The organism is Sphingomonas sp. SORGH_AS_0438 (assembly GCF_031453475.1).
In the GTDB taxonomy this organism is placed as follows: domain Bacteria; phylum Pseudomonadota; class Alphaproteobacteria; order Sphingomonadales; family Sphingomonadaceae; genus Sphingomonas.
Genome location: NZ_JAVIZS010000001.1, coordinates 2402906 through 2420774, shown reverse-complemented (window position 1 = coordinate 2420774; position 17869 = coordinate 2402906). Strand labels below are relative to the sequence as shown.

Below are 17869 nucleotides of genomic sequence, written 5' to 3'. Positions count from 1 at the left end.
TCGCGCGTACATCGAAGCGATGCTGAGCCGCGCCCCGCCATCATCTTTCTCGCGATTTCTGCCATCCCAGGACCATGGGCCCGAGGTGGCGATCTGCGGCCGTTTCGTGAAGGCCTGACCTTTGTGGGGTGCGAAGCCTCGGTCGAGGCGGGTCTCGGCTTGGCGCTGATCGGCGGCGGGGCGGAATCGGTCAGCCTCCATCCCCGATCCGGGCAGCCTGTCGCGTCTCTGCTCCCCGTCCGACCCCGACAGCGCCCGCGAAACGGCAGGATCGGCCGCCTGTCGCGTCCGCGCAACACTCGGCGACAAACCATATTCGTTCTTCGAAACTCTTGCTTTCCCCAAGGCAGTCCATAGGATGGCGTCAAACCAGACATTCAAAATAAATCGAATGTCATCATAGGGAGAGATGCCAATGCGTCTGGCTGCGTATCTGCTGTCTGCCGTGGCCACCGTCGCCATCGCCGCTCCGGCCCTGGCGCAAGAGGCCACTCCGCTGACCGCCAGCGAAAAGCAGGTGCCGAGCCAGGCGACCGCCAATGCGGCGGTCCAGTCGCAATCACCCAATAGCGGCCCCGCCGCCGACAGCGAGTTGAGCGGGGCCAGCGCCGGCGACATCATCGTCACCGCCACCCGCCGCGCCAGTCCGCTGAGCGACGTGCCGATCGCGGTCAGCGCGGTGACGCAGGAAAGCCTGCAGAACACCGGCGGCAACGACATCCGCCAGCTCAACCAGCTCGCCCCCTCGCTGTTGGTCTCCTCGACGGGCTCGGAAGCCAACGCCTCGGCGCGGATCCGCGGCATCGGCACGGTCGGCGACAATCCCGGCCTGGAAAGCTCGGTCGCGACCTTCATCGACGGCGTCTATCGCAGCCGCACCGGCGTCGGCCTCAACGAACTGGGCGAGATCGAGCGGGTCGAGGTGCTGCGCGGGCCGCAGGGCACGCTGTTCGGCCGCAACGCCTCGGCCGGTCTGATCAACATCGTCACCAAGGCGCCCGAGTTCGAATTCGGCGGCATCGCCGAGGCGACCTATGGCAATTACGACAATGTCCGCTTCCAGGGCGGCATCACGGGGCCGCTGATCCGCGACGTGCTCGCCTTCCGCGTCGACGGCATCTACAACAAGCGCGACGGCTTCTACCGCAACCTGACGCAGAACGGCAACGAAGCGCGCGTCAACGACCGCAACCGCTATTTCGTGCGCGGGCAGTTGCTGTTCAAGCCGACCGACTCGATCAGCCTGCGCCTGATCGGCGACTATACGTGGCGGCGCGAAAGCTGCTGCGGCGCGACCTATTACGGCAAGAACGAGGCGGTCGACCCGACGCCCGGCACCAATACCACCGGTGCCAACGGCGCGACCGTCAACGCCGACGGCGCCTTCGCCTATAATGCGCAGAACCGCATCCTGGAGATCCTCAACCGCCTCGGCGCGGTGCGGCCGACCACCAGCGTGCGCGCCAACCCGTTCGACCGGGTGGTGGCGATCAGCCCCGGCAAGACGTTCCGCAACGTGACCAAGGATTATGGCGGGTCGGGCCAGCTCGACTGGGATTTGGGTGGCGCGACGCTGACCTCGATCACCGCGTATCGCGAATATAAGGCCGGCAATGCCGGCGATGTCGACTATACCAATGTCGACCTGACCAGCCGCGCGGGTGACGGCAATGCCTATCGCCAGTTCCACACTTTCACCCAGGAAGTGCGGCTGAACGGTTCGCTGTTCGGCGGCAAGCTCGACTGGCTGGTCGGCGGCTTCTATTCGAAGGAGAAGCTGAAGCTGGTCGATAACATCCAGTTCGGCTCGCAATATGGCACCTTCGCCGCCTGTCGCCTGGTCGCGACGCTCAACCCGGCGACCGCGCTCCAGAACCAGGCCAATCCGGGCTGTCTGTCGGCGGTGGGCCGGGCGACGATCACCGGCGCGTTCGGCGCGACGCTGGGCGGGGCGGTGCTGGGCGGGCTCGATCGCCTGTCGCAGATCCGCAATGTCGGCGACAATGGCTCGACCTATCGCCAGGACAGCGAGAACTACGCCTTCTTCACCCACAATATCTTCAACATCACCGATACGCTGTCGGTGACGCTGGGCCTGCGCTACACGCATGAGCAGAAGGATTTCCGCGCCAATTTCAACAACAACAACACGCTCTGCCCGGTCCAGCAGGCCTCGCTGTCGCCGCTGATCGCCAATGCCGCCGTGCCCGCCGCCGCGCGCCAGTACATCGCCGGCATCGTCACGCTGAGCTGCACCGGCAACAACAGCGCGCAGCTCAACACGCTGAACCTCAACGACGGGTTCAAGGACAGCGAGTTCACCGGCACGGGCGTCATCTCGTGGAAGCCGACGCCGCGGCTGATGACCTATGCCTCCTATGCCAAGGGTTATAAAGCGGGCGGCTATAATCTCGACCGGTCGGACCTGGGCGGCCTGAACGGCGTGTTCGGCCCGCGCTCCAACGCCGATGCCGCTGGGTTGCGCTTCGACGCGGAGAAGGTGAACGCCTATGAAATCGGCGCCAAGTACAACATCCGGGGCCAGTTCAGCCTGAACGTCGCCGCCTTCCGCCAGGAATTCAAGGACTTCCAGCTCAATACCTTCAACGGCTCGGTGTTCGTGGTGCAGAACATCCAGGCCTGCAAGACCAACCTGAACGGCGCGGATACCGACAATGTCGCGGCCAACGGCACCTGTGTCGGCAATGCCGACCGGCCGGGCGTGATCTCGCAGGGCGTCGAGATCGAGTCGACCATCACCCCGGCGCGCAACTTCAACGTCTCGGCCGGCTATACCTATGCCGACACGCATTTCCGCCGCAACCTGGTCGGCAGTTCGGAGGGCGAGGGCCTCGACCCGGCGCTGTTCCTGCTGCCCGGCAGCCAGATGTCGAACGCGCCGCGCCATGTCGTCACCAGCTCGCTGGCCTGGACGCCGGACATCGGCTCGAACGGCATGTCGGCGCTGTTCTACATCGATCAGCGCACCACCTCCGACTATAACACTGGATCGGACCTCGCGCCGGAGAAGCGGCAGGACGGCTTCACCCTGGTCAATGCCCGTATCGGCATCCGGGGCGACAAGGACCTGTGGGCGCTGGAGTTCTGGGGCCAGAACATCTTCAACAAGAACTACATCCAGGTCGCGTTCAACACGCCGTACCAGGGGGCCGGATCGGTCGCGAACACGATCCGTTTCGGCTCGACCTCCAACGCGCTCTACTCGGCGTTCCTGGCCGAGCCGCGCACCTATGGCGTGACGCTCCGCTCGCGCTTCTGACGCGCCATCGGGGGAGGGGCAGGGGCCGGTTCGCCAAGGCGGGCCGGCCCTTTCGCCTGGTCAGGCCGATTTATCCGCCGAACCGATCCAATATCCGCAACTTGGGCCTGTCGGCACGCGTTTGCGTCCTGAATTCAGACAGGACGAACGTGATGCACGACATGGCCAACCGTAACCCCGGCAATGGCGGCGAGACCCATCAGGTGGCCGATGCCGACCACCCGGTTCTCACCACCAATCACGGGATGCCGATCGCGGACAATCAGAACCAGCTCAAGGCGGGCGCACGCGGCCCCGTTCTGCTGGAGGACGAAGTCTATCGCGAGAAGATGAACCACTTCGACCATGAGCGTATCCCGGAGCGGATCGTCCATGCGCGCGGCACGGCCGCGCACGGCTATTTCGAGTGCACCGACAGCCTGTCCGACATCACGCGCGCCGACCTGTTCCAGAAGAAGGGCCAGCGCACCGAGGTGTTCACCCGCTTCTCGACCGTCGCGGGCGGCGCGGGATCGGTCGACACGCCGCGCGACGTGCGCGGCTTCGCGGTGAAGTTCTACACGCGCGAGGGCAATTGGGACCTGGTCGGCAACAACATCCCGGTCTTCTTCATCCAGGATGCGATCAAGTTCCCCGACCTGATCCATGCCGCCAAGATGGAGGCGGATCGTGGCTATCCCCAGGCCGCGACGGCGCACGACACCTTCTGGGACTTCATCTCGCTGATGCCGGAATCGACCCACATGATCATGTGGGCGATGTCGGACCGTACGCTGCCCAAGAGCTTCGCGACGATGGAGGGGTTCGGCATCCACACCTTCCGCTTCGTCAATGCCGAGGGGAAGAGCACCTTCGTCAAGTTCCACTGGAAGCCCAAGGCGGGGCTGGCCTCGTCGATCTGGGACGAGACGGTGAAGACCGCCGGCGCGGACCCCGATTACCAGCGGCGCGACCTGTTCGAGCGCATCGCGCGCGGCGACTATCCCGAGTGGGAACTGGGCGTGCAGCTGTTCGACGAGGAATTCGCCGCCAGCCAGCCCTATGACGTGCTCGACGCGACCAAGATCATCCCGGAAGAGGTGCTGCCCGTCCGCATCGTCGGCAAGATGGTGCTGGACCGTTACCCGGACAATTACTTCGCCGAGACGGAGCAGGTCGCCTTCTGCCCCAGCCATATGGTGCCGGGCATCGATCACTCGAACGACCCGCTGCTCCAGGGCCGGCTGTTCTCCTATCAGGACACGCAGATCAAGCGGCTCGGCTCGACCAACTGGCATCAGCTGCCGATCAACCAGGCCAAGGGCCGCGAAGGCGGCTGCCCGTTCCACAATTTCCAGCGCGACGGCCATATGCAGATGCAGGTGCCCAAGGGCCGCGCCAATTACGAACCCAACTCGCTGCATCTGGCGGGCGAAGAGGGCGGTCCGCGCGAGGACCCCAAGGCCGGCTTCGTCACCTATCCGGCGGAGGAACAGGGACCGAAGCTGCGCATCCGCCCCGAAAGCTTCGCCGATCACTATAGCCAGGCGCGGCTGTTCTGGCGGTCGATGGACCCGGCGGAACAGGCGCATATCGCCTCCGCCTTCGTGTTCGAGCTGAGCAAGGTGTCGCTGGAGCATATCCGTCGGCAGGTGATGGCGAACCTGCGCAACGTGGACGAGCAACTGGCGACCCGCGTCGCCGAGGGGCTGGCGATGGACCTGCCGGAGGCGGCCCCGGCCGCAGCCCCGGTGATCGACATGGACCCGTCGCCCGCGCTCCGCATCATTCGCGGGCCGCTGGAGAAGCACACGCTGGAAGGCCGGACGGTCGGCATCCTGTTCGCGGATGGCAGCGATGCCGGCGAACTGGCGATGGTGCGCAAGGGCGTGAAGGCGGCGGGCGGCCACCCGCTGCTGATCGCGCCCAAGGTCGGGCAGGTGCCGCTGTCGGACGGCACGACCGTCAAGGCGGACGCGCAATTGTTCGGCCAGCCTTCGGTCACGGTCGATGCCTGTGCGGTGATCCTCTCCGCCGAGGCGACCGCCAAGCTGACCAAGGAAGGCGCGGCGGTGCAATGGGTGATGGATGCCTTTGGTCACTTGAAGGCGATCGGCCACAATGCGGCCGCGCAGCCGCTGCTCGACAAGGCGGGCGTCGAGCCGGACGAGGGCGTGGTCGCCTTGGACGGCTTCGTCGAGGCGGCGAAGCGGCGCTATTGGGACCGCGAGCCCAAGGTGCGCACCCTGGCCTGAGGCGATATCGCCCTTCGTCTGGATGCAGGCATCCGGGCGGGGGCGGGGCCCTCGATGTTTCGCTCCCGTGACCGGACCGTGGTGGAAGCCAAGGTTCGGTCACGAAGCGATTCGAATGATTGGCAAAGATCGCCCAACGCCATCCCGGCCTTTGCGGAGATGACAGCGTGGGGCGAGCGGATGTCATCCCGCTCTGACATCTATTGTCTGATCTATTCGGCGGGAGTGTTGCAGTGCGGTGCAACAGTCCATTTCAAGAATGCAAATAACTTACCTCTGGAATAAGGAAGTTTGCATTTTGCGACGCGCCTCGGCCATGGCGTTGCTTGACTCGCAAGCCAACTAAGCTCATCCATTCATCATGATCACGCCGGTGCCATACCAGCGGTTTCGCAACCATAGCGGTCAACTGGCCGCACGAGTCTAGCCCGGGCCGTTCCGGCGCACAGGTGTCGGGGCGGACCCGGGCCTTATTCGATCCTCTTGCGGGCGGCGTCATCCGCGCCCGCCACCTCGAATAAGCGGACCAACCGCCATGGACCGGACCAAGATCGACACGGGCGATCGCCCGACCCTCTATCGCACTGACCATCCGACCGGCGATGCACGCTTCACCAGGATGCTGGAGCGACTGGTGGACATTCCCCTGTTGCTGATGGTGCTGCTGCTCGGCATCCCCCTGCTTCTCTATTGCATCCTCACCAGTCCCTGAACGCGATCGACGCGGCCATTCTCAGGCGGTCGTGCCGTCCGCCGATTCCAGCAGGCGCTTCTCCAGCGTCCGCAGCCGGCTGCTGGCGGTCAGCCGGTCGCCGGTCAGGTCGGTGACGTAGAAGGTGTCGACCGCCCGCTCGCCATAGGTGGCGACATGCGCGGAGTGGATCGTTACCTTCGACTGGAACAGCGCATGGGCGAGCTGGTTGAGCAGCGCCGGCCGGTCGCGGGCATTGACCTCGATGACGGTAAAGCGGTTCGACGCGTCGTTGTTGATCAGGACATTGGGCTCGATCGGAAAGGCATCGGCGCGGGGGCGCACGGCGGGCTTGGCGACCAGCCGGTCGATCAGCTTGCCGCGATTGGCCAGGGCATCGTCGATCCCCGCTTTCAACCGGGTGAGGCGCGCCGGATCGTCGAAGGGGCGGCCGAACGGGTCCTGGACCAGGAAATTGTCGATCGCCATGCCGTCGCGCGTGGTGTGGATGCGCGCATCGATGATGTTGCCGCCCGCCAGGCTGATCGCGCCGGCGATGCGATAGAAGAGGCCGGGATGGTCGGCGGCATAGATGCTGACCAGGGTCGCGCCGCGTTCCGCATAGACCTGCGCGTCGATCGTCAGCGGCGCGTCGCCGGCTGTCTCGATCAGCCGGGCGTTATGGGCCAGCACATCGTCCGGCTCGGCGATCCAATAGGCGGCGGGGAAGCGGTGGACGGCCGCCGCCAGCCGGTCCGCGTCCCAGCCCATCGTCTCGCGCAGCCGTTGCTGGCGATCGGTGATCCGCTCGTCACGGCCGCGCTGCTTGTGGCCCAGGCGCAGCACCTCCTCCGCCGCCTCGAACAGGTCGCCGAGCAACTGGCGCTTCCATCCGTTCCAGGTGCCCGGCCCCACCGCGCGGATATCGACCACGGTCAGCACCAGCAGCATCCGCAGCCGTTCCGGGCTGGCGACGGTGGTGGCGAAATCCAGGATGGTCTTGAAATCGGCCAGGTCGCGCTTGAACGCGGTGGCCGACATCAGCAGGTGATAGCGGACCAGCCAGGCGACCGTCTCCGTCTCCGCCGGGGTCAGGCCCAGCCGGGGCCCCAGATGCTGCGCCACCGCCGCGCCCAGGATCGAATGGTCGCCGCCGCGCCCCTTGGCGATGTCGTGGCACAGCACCGCGACGCGCAACGCCCGGCGCGACACGATCTGCTGGACGATGCCGGTGGCGATCGGATGCGCCTCGCGCTCCAGCCCCGCTTCGATCCGGGCAAGCAGGCCGATCGCGCGGATCGTGTGCTCGTCGACCGTATAGTGATGGTACATGTCGAACTGCATCTGCGCGACCACGCGCGCGAAATCGGGAATGAAGCGGCCCATCACGCCCGCCTCGTTCATCCAGCGCAGCACCAGTTCGGGATCGCGCGGGCTGGTCAGCACGTCGAGGAACAGCGCATTGGCGCGGGGATCGCGGCGATAGTCGTCGATCAGCTTGGCATCGCGCGCGGCGGCGCGCATCGCCAGCGGATGGACCTCCAGCCCGTGCAGGTCGGCCAGCTGGAAGATCTCGATCAGCCGCACCGGATCGGCGCGGAAGAAGCCGTCATCGGGCAGCGCCAGCCGACCGCGATCGAGCGCGAAGCCGTTGAGCCTCCGGGGTTTTCGTCGCAGCGTCGGCAGGCCGAAGCGGCTGCCGCGCGCCGCGAACCGCTCGTCCAGATGCGCCAGGAACACGCCGGTCAGCGTGCCGACGGCGCGCGCCTGGAGGAAGTAATATTGCATGAACCGCTCGACCGCCGACTTGCCCGCGCCGTCGCGGAAGCGCATCCGCTGCGCCACCTCGCGCTGCACGTCGAAGGTCAGCCGGTCCTCGGCGCGGCGGGTGATGATGTGCAGGTGACAGCGCACCGCCCATAGGAACTCGTCGGCGCGGTGGAACATGCGATATTCGGCCGGGGTGAACAGCCCGACCCCGACCAGCTGGCGCGCGCGCTGCACGTCATAGACATATTTCCCGATCCAGAAGAGCGCGTGCAGGTCGCGCAGGCCCCCCTTGCCCTCCTTGACGTTGGGCTCGACGACATAGCGGGTATCGCCCATCCGGCGGTGGCGCGTGTCGCGCTCGGCGAGCTTGTCGGCGATGAACTGACGCTCGGTGCCATGCTGCACTTCCGCCTTGAAGCGGCGCGTCGCCTCCGCATGGACGCCCTCGTCGCCCGCGACCAGGCGACGTTCGAGTAAGGCGGTGCGGACGGTGATGTCGCCCTTGGCCTGGCGAAGCATCTCGTCGATCGAACGCGAGCTGTGGCCGACCTTCAGCCCCAGGTCCCACAGCGCATAGAGGATCGCCTCGAACACATGTTCCGCCTCGCGGCTGGCGGTGGCGAGGGTCAGGAAGCCGATATCGACGTCCGAATGCGCCGCCATCTCGCCCCGGCCATAGCCGCCGACCGCGACCAGCGCGATCGGCTCGGCCGCCGGATAGAGGCGCACGGCGCTTTCGAACAGCAGGCGCAGGATCTGGTCGGTCAGATAGGCCTGTCCGGCCGCCGCCTCCAGCCCGCGACTGGGGCGTTCGGCCAGCCGCCGCGCGATTTCCGCCCGCCCCGCCGCCAGCGCATCCTTGAGCAGCGGCACGATGGTGGCGGGAATGGCATCGGGCATCGCCGCGATCCGCTCGGCGATCGCCCGACGGTCGATGATCGCGCGGCGGTTGGCAAGATGGTCGAACTGGCTCATGCCCGCTTCATGGCGGGCTTGAGGGCGAGGCGCCAGCGGGTTTGGCATGTGGCGGTGAACCGGGCGGGCCGACGGGGTATGCTGTCACTACGCATCGTGTACCGTGGAATCTCGACCAAGCACGACCCTCTTCGTCGACAGGAATCGGATATGTGATCCTTAGTAAAGGCCCTCCATTCGGAGGGGGTCTATAGATATACATGGCTGTAAATGCCTTTTGAGCGGCATGGGTTGTATACTATAATTCAAATAATGGCGTTAATGTACCAATGTTTGAATATGGTAAATCCAGGAATGCGTTGGTAGGTCGAGATTGGCGCGCGTCGTGTGAGATGGCGTAGTATTGGCATCGTGGTGCGGCAATCGGCTCATCTTCCTTCATGAGAAGGTGCGCTACTATCCTTGCGGGAAAGGGATTGGCCATGATTAGTGGATGTATGAAATCAATCGCAGCCGGCATGTTGATGCTGGCGCCTGCTACCGTTCAGGCTACCACCTCCGTCGTCTATAACAATGTGCCGAACGGGCAGAGCGCATTTGACGCGACCGTTGCCGCTGCCGGTGGTGTGCTGGAGACGCAAATCCTTGGTGTGACGACCAGCTACACCGATTTCACCATCAGTAAGCCGGCATTGAATACCTACCCCGAAATAACCGGACAGTTGACGGATATCGCGCCGGACGGGACGGTTCGTGGACCCAATGGTGATTCCCGCCCCAGCGGCATCAAATTCACCTTTGCCGCGCCGATCAACGCCTTTGGGCTTAATGTCGGCGATTGGGGAACATGCTGTTATCCGTCGTCGCTCTATATCGCGTTCGACGGCGGTCCCGCGATCCTGGTCGGTACCGCCCTTTCCGACGAGGATGTACCGCGGACGAACGGCGCATATTCGATGTTCGTCGGCGCGCTGGATGATTCCAGCACATTCACCACGGCCGAGTTCTGGGGTGACGGCTTTGGTGAGGCACTCTACGCTGGCGGTACGATCCGTTATTCCGCGATCGACATCGGCGGCCTGCCGCCAACGGTGCCCGAACCTTCAACCTGGGCGATGATGACGTTGGGTCTGGGCGCTGTGGCCGCCATGGTCCGTCGGCGGCGTAACAGCCTCGCCACGGCGCTTGCCTGACGTCATCGAAGGCGGGAATGCGCGCTGGACCACACTCAGCGCCCATTCCCGTCTGCGGCAAGCAGAACCTCGGTGTGACGCGACAGTCGTCACCCCTCCCGCGCCAGCGCCTTCAGCCGATAGAGCGTATCCAGCGCCTCGCGCGGGGTGAGCGCGTCGATGTCGAGCGCCTCCACTTCGGCGCGGATCGCATCGCATTGCGCTTCCTCCGCGACTTGCGCGGCGGCGAACAAGGGCAGGTCGTCGAGGCCCGCCGCCAGGCCGCCGGTCTTGGCGCGGCCCGCCTCCAGCTTGGCGAGCACCGCCTTGGCGCGGGCGACGGTCGCGGGCGGCATCCCCGCCAGCCGTGCGACCGCCAGGCCGTAGCTGCGGTCCGCCGGCCCGTCGGCGAGTTCGTGGAGCAGCACCAGCTCGCCCTTCCACTCGCGCGCGCGGACATGGTGGAGTGACAGCGCCGCGCACCGTTCCGCCAGCCGGGTCAGCTCGTGATAATGGGTGGCGAACAGGCAGCGGCAGCGATTGTCCTCATGGATCGCCTCCACCACCGCCCAGGCGATGGCGAGCCCGTCATAGGTGGAGGTGCCGCGCCCCACCTCGTCCAGGATCACGAAGCTGCGCGGGGTCGCCTGGGCCAGGATCGCGGCGGTCTCGACCATCTCGACCATGAAGGTGGAGCGACCGCGCGCCAGATTGTCCGATGCGCCGACGCGGCTGAACAACCGGTCGACCAGCCCCAGCGTCGCGGCGGTCGCGGGGACATAGCTGCCCGCCTGGGCCAGCACCGCGATCAGCGCGTTCTGGCGCAGGAAGGTCGACTTGCCGCCCATGTTGGGGCCCGTCACCAGCCATAGCCGCGACTGTTCGGACAAGTGGCAGTCATTGGCGACGAACCGCTCGCCGGCCCTGGCCACCGCCGCCTCGACCACCGGATGGCGGCCGCCGGTGATTTCGAAACAGCTATGCTCGACCAGTTGCGGCCGCGCCCAGCCGCCCTCCACCGCGCGTTCGGCCAGCGCGGCGGCGACGTCGAGCCGGGCGAGCGCGTCGGCGGTGGCGGCGATCGCCTCGCGCTGGGCCAGCGCGGTGGCGGTCAGTTCCTCCAGATGCGCGGCCTCGGCGGCGAGGGCGTGCGCGCCGGACTGCGCGACGCGGGCCGCGACCTCGTGCAGCGCGGGCGTGTTGAAGCGGACGACGCCCGCCAGCGTCTGGCGATGGGTGAAGCCGCTGTCGGGCTTCATCAGCGCATCGGCCGCCCGGGCCGGCACCTCGACATGATAGCCGAGGACATTGTTGTGGCGGACCTTGAGCGCCGAGACGCCGGTCTGGGTCCGCATCTCCGCCTCCAGCGCGGCGATGGCGCGGCGGCCGCCGGCTCCGGCGTCGCGCAGCTCGTCGAGCGCCACGTCATAGCCGGCCGCGATATAGCCGCCGTCCGACGCGTCGATCGGGGGCGAGGGGACCAGCGCGCGCTTGAGCAGGTCGATCAGCGCACCATGTCCGCGCAGGCGCGGCGCGATTTCCGCCAGCAGCGCCGGGCCATCGGCCGGGATCCGCTCGCCGAGCAGCCATGCGCCGTCCAGCCCGTCGCGCAACTGGCCCAGGTCGCGCGGGGAACCACGCCCCGCCACCAGCCGGCCGAGCGCGCGGCCGATATCGGGCATGGCGCGTAGCGCGGCGCGCAGCCGCTCGCGCTGGCCGGCATCGTCGTGCAGCCAGCCGACCAGGTCGAGCCGCGCGTCGATCGCCACCCGGTCCATCAGCGGCGCGCCGAGATCGGCCGCGAGCGCGCGCGCGCCGGCCCCCGTCACGGTGCGGTCGACCGCGTCGAGCAGCGAACCCTTGCGCTGCCCGGCGGCGGTGCAGGTCAGCTCCAGGCTCTCGCGCGTGGCGGCGTCGATCGCCATGGTCGCCGAGGCGCGGTGGACGACCGGCGGGCGCAGGAAGGGCAGGGCCCCCTTGGCGGTATGGTCGAGATAGGCGACCAGCCCGCCCGCCGCCGCCAGCTCGGCGCGGCCGAACTGGCCGAAGCCATCGAGCGTCGCCACGCCGAACAGGCGCTTCAGCCGCGTTTCGGCCGCGCCGCTGTCGAACTCCGCCTTGGGGCGGAGGGTGCCGGCGAGTGCGGCATGGGCGCTGTCCTCGGCCGCGACCACCTCGGCGGCGGCGAGGCGGGCCAGTTCGGCGGTGACGTTGCCGCCGTCCAGGGCGACGACCAGGAAGCGGCCGGTCGAGACATCGGCGGCGGCCAGCGCGACGCCGCCCGCCGCCTCGCCGATCGCGACGCACCAATTGTCCGCGCGCGCGTCGAGCAGCGCTTCCTCGGTCAGCGTGCCGGCGGTGACGAAGCGGACGATGGCGCGGTTGACCAGCGCCTTGGACCCGCGCGCCTTACGGGCGGCCTCCGGGCTTTCGGTCTGCTCGGCGATGGCGACGCGGTGGCCGGCCTTGATCAGGCGTTGCAGATAGGCGGTGGCGGCATGGACGGGCACGCCGCACATCGGCACCTTGTCGCCGTCATGCTCGCCGCGCGCGGTCAGCGCGATATCGAGGCAGGCGGCGGCGATCCGCGCATCGTCGAAGAAGAGCTCGAAGAAATCGCCCATGCGGTAGAAGAGCAGGCAATCGCCCGCCTCCGCCTTGAGCGTCAGATATTGCGCCATCATCGGCGTGGGGGCGGCGGTCATTCTCGTATCAATCGCGACGTGGCGGACCCGTCAGGGCTGGCGGGCACCGGGGGTGAAGAGACAGGCATCGCCGACCGCGTAGCGGAGGAAAGCGGACAGCACCATCACCAGTTCGCATGCCCGGTCGGAGGCAACGGCTCCGGGTTCCGCTCAGCGCGTGCGCCGCGCCTTCCACAGTGCGGCCGAACCCATGCCGCATAGCGCGAGGGCGAGCGCGAAGCCGATGCCGGCCCCGATTTCCGCACCGCCGCGACCATCGGCCAGGCCGCCGATCGTCAGGCCGATCAAGGGGAAGACGGCAAGAGCGAGGCAACCGACGACGATCATGATGGAGAGGGAGATATGGTGGCGACCCCGTGTCGTCCACTATCCTTGGCCGATCCCCCGCGACGGGTTGAAAGCTGCTCCCGAAACCGCCAAAGCCATCGCAAAATACCCGGGAGCCTGATGCCATGTCCGACGTCGTCAACGTACAATTTTCGGAACGCGAGGCGCTACTGTTCCACTCCGAGGGACGCCCCGGCAAGCTGGAGATCGTCGCCACCAAGCCGATGGCGACGCAACGCGACCTGGCGCTGGCCTATTCGCCCGGCGTGGCGGTGCCGGTGCAGGCGATCGCCGACGATCCCGCCACCGCCTATGACTATACCGCCAAGGGCAATCTGGTCGCCGTCATCTCCAACGGCACCGCGATCCTGGGCATGGGCAATCTGGGCGCGCTCGCCTCCAAGCCGGTGATGGAGGGCAAGGCGGTCCTCTTCAAGCGCTTCGCCGATGTGGACTCGATCGATATCGAGCTGAAGACCGAGGATGTCGACCGGATCATCGACGCGGTCGAGCTGATGGAGCCGACCTTCGGCGGCATCAACCTGGAGGACATCAAGGCCCCGGAATGCTTCATCATCGAGCAGACGCTGCGCGAGCGGATGAACATCCCCGTCTTCCATGACGACCAGCACGGCACCGCGATCATCTGCACCGCCGGCCTGATCAACGCCTGCCTGCTGACCAATCGCCGCATCGAGGACATCAAGGTGGTGGTGAACGGCGCGGGCGCGGCGGCGATCGCCTGCACCGAGCTGATGAAGGCGATGGGCGTGCGCCCGGACAATGTCGTGATGTGCGACCGGACCGGCGTGATCTACCAGGGCCGCGACGATGTGAACCAATGGCAGTCGGCGCACGCCGCCCGGACCGAGGCGCGCACGCTGACCGAGGCGCTGGTCGGCGCGGACGTGTTCATCGGCCTGTCGGCGGCGGGCGCGCTGAAGCCGGAGATGGTGAAGGACATGGCGCCGTCGCCGATCATCTTCGCCATGGCCAATCCCGAGCCGGAGATCCGCCCCGAACTGGCCAAGGCGGCGCGGCCCGACGCGATCATCGCCACCGGCCGGTCGGATTATCCGAACCAGGTCAACAACGTGCTGTGCTTCCCCTTCATCTTCCGCGGCGCGCTCGACGTGCGGGCGAGCGCGATCAACGACGAGATGAAGATCGCCGCCGCCAACGCCATCGCCGAACTGGCGCGCGAGCGGGTGCCCGAGGAGGTCGCGATCGCCTATGGCGTCCGTCACAGCTTCGGCCCGGAATATATCATCCCCGCGCCGTTCGATCCGCGCCTGATGGAGCTGGTGCCCTCCGCCGTCGCCAAGGCGGCGATGGATTCGGGCGTCGCCAACCGCCCGATCCTCGACATGGACCGCTATCGCCAGGCGCTGCGCGAGCGGCTGAACCCGACCACCTCGCTGCTGACGCTCGCCTATGAGGGCGCGCGCGCGCATCCGAAGCGCGTGCTGTTCGCCGAGGGCGAGGAGGAGGTGGTGCTGCGCGCCGCCATCTCGTTCAAGGAGGGCGGTTACGGTACGCCGGTGCTGGTCGGTCGCGACGACGTGCACGACCGCCTCCGCGCGCTGGGCGTGACCCGGCCCGAGGAATATGAGGTGCACAACAGCCGGCATTCGCCGCTGGTGCCTAAGATGGTCGACTTCCTGTACAAGCGCCTGCAACGCCGCGGTTTCCTGCACCGCGACGTGGAGCGGATGATCAACCAGGACCGCAACATCTTCGCCTCCGTCATGCTCCAGCTGGGCGAGGCGGATGCGATGATCACCGGCATCACCCGCACCTGGGCGCATACGATGCGCGAGGTGAAGCGGGTGATCGATCCGGAGCCGGGCCGTACCCCGTTCGGCATCCACATCCTGGTCGGGCAGAGCCACACCGTCTTCATCGCCGACACCACGGTGAACGAGCGGCCGACCGCCGAGGAACTGGCCGACATCGCCGAGCAGACCGCGCAGGTCGCGCGCCGCATGGGCCATGAGCCGCGCGTCGCCTTCCTCAGCTACTCGACCTTCGGCAATCCGGAGGGGCATTATCTCGACAATATCCGCGCGGCGGTGGGCGTGCTCGACGGGCGGCAGGTCGGGTTCGAATATGAGGGCGAAATGGCCCCGGACGCGGCGCTCAACCCGCGCCAGCTGGCCAATTACCCCTTCGCGCGCCTGTCCGCGCCGGCCAACGTCCTCATCATGCCGGGCCTGCAATCGGCGAACATCTCCGCCAAGCTGCTGCGCGAGCTGGGTGGCGACACGATGATCGGCCCGATGCTGATCGGCCTAGAAAAGCCGGTGCAGATCGCGCCCATGGCCTCCACCGCCGGGGAGCTGGTGACGCTGGCGGTGCTGGCGGCGGGAGGCATTGCGCGCTGAGATGTTGAAATCCCTGTACCTGGTGGCGATCGCGTGCCTGATCGCCACCCCTGCCGGCGGGGCACGGCCGGCGGACCAGACCGGTCCCCGGCCGGGGATCGTCCGGGTGCGGCTGGAGACGAGCGCGGGGCCGATCCTGCTCGCGCTCGATGCGCGCCGTGCGCCCAAGACGGTCGAGAATTTCCTCGCCTATGTCGATGACGGGCGGTTCGACGGGACCAGCTTCTACCGCGCCGCGCGCAGCAAGGCCGATCCCCGGACCGGCTTCATCCAGGCGGGCATCCGCCAGGACGCGCGCCGCATCCTGCCGCCCTTTCCGCTGGAGACGACGAAGATGACCGGCATCCGGCATCTCGACGCGACCGTCTCGATGGCGCGAGCGGCGAATCCCGATTCAGCCGGCGGCAATTTCGTCATCACCATCGGCCCCGCGCCGCAGATGGACTGGCGGCCGGACTTTTCGGGCTATGCCGCCTTCGGTCATGCGGTGGCGGGGATGGACGTGGCGCGCCGCATCCTGGCGCTCCCCTCCGGCGGCGGCTTCGATGCGTTCAAGGGGCAGATGATCCTGAAGCCGGTGACGCTGATCCGCGCCGTCCGGCTCGACGGCAAGCCCAAGCCGACCGGGCAGCCCAAGGTGTGGCTGCTGATGCAGGGGCGGAGATAGAGACGGGCCGAGGGTTAGGCTGGCTTTCCTGATGACTTCCTTGTTCCCCGGCGAAGGCCGGGGCCCAGTTGGGGGACGCTGATTGGAGAGGTCTGCGCTCCGTTACCAAAACCTTCCCAACTGGGCCCCGGCCTTCGCCGGGGAACAGGAGGGGTAACAGCGGGGCAACAAGGAACCCCTCAACCGTCGATGCTGGCCCCCAGCGCCGCATGGACCAGTCCGCCATCGACGGTGATCGTCTCCCCCACCACATAGTCGCCGGCGCGCGACGCCAGGTAGATGGCCGCTGCCGCCATATCCTCCGGCTCGCCGATCCGCCCGGCCGGGATCGCCTGCGCCACCGCATCGCCATGGTCGCGCGCGGCGCGGTTCATCTCGCTGGCGAAGGCGCCGGGCGCGATCGAGGTGACGTTGATCCGGTCGCGCACCAGCCGCGCCGCCATCCGCTTGGTCAGGTAGATCAGCGCCGCCTTGGACGCGTGATAGCTGTACGTCTCCCAGGGATTGAGCCGCTGTCCGTCGATCGAGCTGATGTTGATGACCTTGGCCGGCCGGTCGCCGCCCGCCGCCTTCAACAGCGGATGCAGCGCCTGGGTGAGGAAGAAGGGCGATTTGACGTTCAGGTCCATCACCTTGTCCCACCCCTGTTCGGGAAACTCCTCGAACGCCACGCCCCAGGCGGCGCCGGCATTGTTGACCAGGATGTCGAGCCGCGCTTCGCGCTCCGCCAGCGCCGCCGCCAGCGCGCGGCACCCCTCCACGGTGGCGACGTCGACGGGCAGGGGGATGCAGTTCGGCCCCAGTTCCTCGGCGGTCGCCGCGCAGGCCGCCGCCTTGCGCGCGGCGATATAGACTGTCGCGCCCTGCGCCAGGAATCCCTCGGCGATCATCCGGCCAATGCCCCGGCTGCCCCCCGTGACCAGGGCGATGCGGCCATCGAGGCGGAACAGGCTGCTGCAATCCATCGGCGCTCTCCTATCGTTTCGGACAGGGTAGAAGCGTGCCGGGCGGCTGGGAAGACGGTGAAGAAGGACATGGGTCCTGACCCGACAGGGCGTTGAACGGCGCGTTAACACGGTTCGTCGGATAAGGTTCCCGGGCCACTTTTCTTTTGTCCCCAAGGCCCGTAGCCGAACCTCACACCGATTGAGAGCCGGGGGGTTCCCGAAGATGATCAAGGCGTTGGCAGCGCGTTTTGCGCTGGTGGTTTCGTGCGGCCTGATGATGGCCGCTCCTGCGGCGGCCCAGTTCTGGCAGTGTGCGCCCTATGCCCGCGAGATTTCGGGCATCGATATCCATGGCAATGCCAACACCTGGTGGTCGCAGGCCGAGGGCCATTATGCCCGTGGTCATGCCCCGCAGGTCGGCGCGGTGCTGGCGTTCGAGGCGACCCGCCGGATGCGCGTCGGCCATGTCGCTATGGTGTCGAAGGTGGTCAGCGACCGCGAGGTGCTGCTGACCCACGCCAACTGGTCGCGCCGCGGCGGGATCGAGACCGATGTCCGCGCGGTCGATGTGTCGCCGGCGGGCGACTGGAGCGAAGTGAAGGTCTGGTACGGGCCGCAGCGCGATCTCGGCACCTCCACCTATCCGGTCAAGGGCTTCATCTATGCCGGCCGGGCCCCCGAAGCCGCCGAGCCGGTCGCCCCGGTGCAATATGCCCATGGCTTCGACCGCGCGTCGGGCATCCTGACCTTCGCCGCCCCGACGCATTGATCCGCTGA

General features: G+C 67.2%; 11 protein-coding genes. 7 read left to right on the top strand and 4 right to left on the bottom strand.

What is annotated here, in order from left to right:
• The first annotated feature begins 415 nt into the window (after window positions 1-415).
• The 3 genes from QE452_RS11370 to QE452_RS11360 all read left to right on the top strand — a co-directional run bounded on the left by QE452_RS11370 (window position 416) and on the right by QE452_RS11360 (window position 6226).
• Window positions 416-3280 carry a TonB-dependent receptor domain-containing protein gene (locus QE452_RS11370; RefSeq protein ID WP_309657752.1) on the top strand — a complete coding sequence of 955 codons (2865 nt, stop codon included), beginning with the start codon at window positions 416-418 and terminating at the stop codon, window positions 3278-3280.
• Window positions 3281-3432: 152 nt separating this feature from the next.
• Window positions 3433-5514, top strand: coding sequence for a catalase (locus QE452_RS11365; RefSeq protein ID WP_405052763.1), 2082 nt, complete (start codon window positions 3433-3435; stop codon window positions 5512-5514).
• A 535-nt stretch (window positions 5515-6049) separates the two neighbouring features.
• Window positions 6050-6226 carry a hypothetical protein gene (locus QE452_RS11360; RefSeq protein ID WP_309657753.1) on the top strand — a complete coding sequence of 59 codons (177 nt, stop codon included), beginning with the start codon at window positions 6050-6052 and terminating at the stop codon, window positions 6224-6226.
• A gap of 21 nt (window positions 6227-6247) precedes the next feature.
• Here QE452_RS11360 and QE452_RS11355 read toward each other — a convergent pair whose 3' ends face one another.
• A complete protein-coding gene (locus QE452_RS11355; protein ID WP_309730055.1) occupies window positions 6248-8950 on the bottom strand; it encodes a [protein-PII] uridylyltransferase in 2703 nt (900 codons plus the stop codon).
• 458 nt (window positions 8951-9408) lie between these two features.
• Between QE452_RS11355 and QE452_RS11350 the strand changes: the two genes are divergently transcribed.
• On the top strand, window positions 9409-10083 hold the full coding sequence (locus QE452_RS11350) for a PEPxxWA-CTERM sorting domain-containing protein (protein ID WP_309657755.1): 675 nt from the start codon (window positions 9409-9411) through the stop codon (window positions 10081-10083).
• Window positions 10084-10172: 89 nt separating this feature from the next.
• Here the strand turns inward: QE452_RS11350 and mutS are convergent, their stop codons facing one another.
• Both mutS and QE452_RS11340 read right to left on the bottom strand, forming a co-directional pair.
• Window positions 10173-12746 (bottom strand): DNA mismatch repair protein MutS, encoded by a 2574-nt coding sequence (gene mutS / locus QE452_RS11345; protein ID WP_309658119.1) that lies wholly within the window; start codon window positions 12744-12746, stop codon window positions 10173-10175.
• A 171-nt stretch (window positions 12747-12917) separates the two neighbouring features.
• Window positions 12918-13094, bottom strand: coding sequence for a hypothetical protein (locus QE452_RS11340; RefSeq protein ID WP_309657756.1), 177 nt, complete (start codon window positions 13092-13094; stop codon window positions 12918-12920).
• 125 nt (window positions 13095-13219) lie between these two features.
• On the opposite strand from QE452_RS11340, the gene QE452_RS11335 reads away from it, so the two are divergent.
• Both QE452_RS11335 and QE452_RS11330 read left to right on the top strand, forming a co-directional pair.
• On the top strand, window positions 13220-15478 hold the full coding sequence (locus tag QE452_RS11335; protein WP_309657757.1) for an NADP-dependent malic enzyme: 2259 nt from the start codon (window positions 13220-13222) through the stop codon (window positions 15476-15478).
• 1 nt (window position 15479) lies between these two features.
• Complete coding sequence (locus tag QE452_RS11330) at window positions 15480-16145, top strand: peptidylprolyl isomerase (protein ID WP_309657758.1); 666 nt, start codon at window positions 15480-15482, stop codon at window positions 16143-16145.
• A 179-nt stretch (window positions 16146-16324) separates the two neighbouring features.
• Here the strand turns inward: QE452_RS11330 and QE452_RS11325 are convergent, their stop codons facing one another.
• Entirely contained in the window at window positions 16325-17110 is a 786-nt protein-coding gene (locus tag QE452_RS11325) for an SDR family oxidoreductase (RefSeq protein WP_309657759.1), read from the bottom strand.
• Between the two features lie 205 nt (window positions 17111-17315).
• Between QE452_RS11325 and QE452_RS11320 the strand changes: the two genes are divergently transcribed.
• On the top strand, window positions 17316-17861 hold the full coding sequence (locus QE452_RS11320; protein WP_309657760.1) for a CHAP domain-containing protein: 546 nt from the start codon (window positions 17316-17318) through the stop codon (window positions 17859-17861).
• The last annotated feature ends 8 nt before the right edge of the window (window positions 17862-17869 follow it).

Coding starts and splice junctions, on each gene's coding strand:
- QE452_RS11340 (WP_309657756.1), bottom strand. CDS start 13,094: ATGATCGTCGTCGGTTGCCTCGCTCTTGCCGTCTTCCCCTTGATCGGC.
- mutS (WP_309658119.1), bottom strand. CDS start 12,746: ATGATGGCGCAATATCTGACGCTCAAGGCGGAGGCGGGCGATTGCCTG.
- QE452_RS11335 (WP_309657757.1), top strand. CDS start 13,220: ATGTCCGACGTCGTCAACGTACAATTTTCGGAACGCGAGGCGCTACTG.
- QE452_RS11320 (WP_309657760.1), top strand. CDS start 17,316: ATGATCAAGGCGTTGGCAGCGCGTTTTGCGCTGGTGGTTTCGTGCGGC.
- QE452_RS11365 (WP_405052763.1), top strand. CDS start 3,433: ATGCACGACATGGCCAACCGTAACCCCGGCAATGGCGGCGAGACCCAT.
- QE452_RS11325 (WP_309657759.1), bottom strand. CDS start 17,110: ATGGATTGCAGCAGCCTGTTCCGCCTCGATGGCCGCATCGCCCTGGTC.
- QE452_RS11355 (WP_309730055.1), bottom strand. CDS start 8,950: ATGAGCCAGTTCGACCATCTTGCCAACCGCCGCGCGATCATCGACCGT.
- QE452_RS11350 (WP_309657755.1), top strand. CDS start 9,409: ATGTTGATGCTGGCGCCTGCTACCGTTCAGGCTACCACCTCCGTCGTC.
- QE452_RS11370 (WP_309657752.1), top strand. CDS start 416: ATGCGTCTGGCTGCGTATCTGCTGTCTGCCGTGGCCACCGTCGCCATC.
- QE452_RS11330 (WP_309657758.1), top strand. CDS start 15,480: ATGTTGAAATCCCTGTACCTGGTGGCGATCGCGTGCCTGATCGCCACC.
- QE452_RS11360 (WP_309657753.1), top strand. CDS start 6,050: ATGGACCGGACCAAGATCGACACGGGCGATCGCCCGACCCTCTATCGC.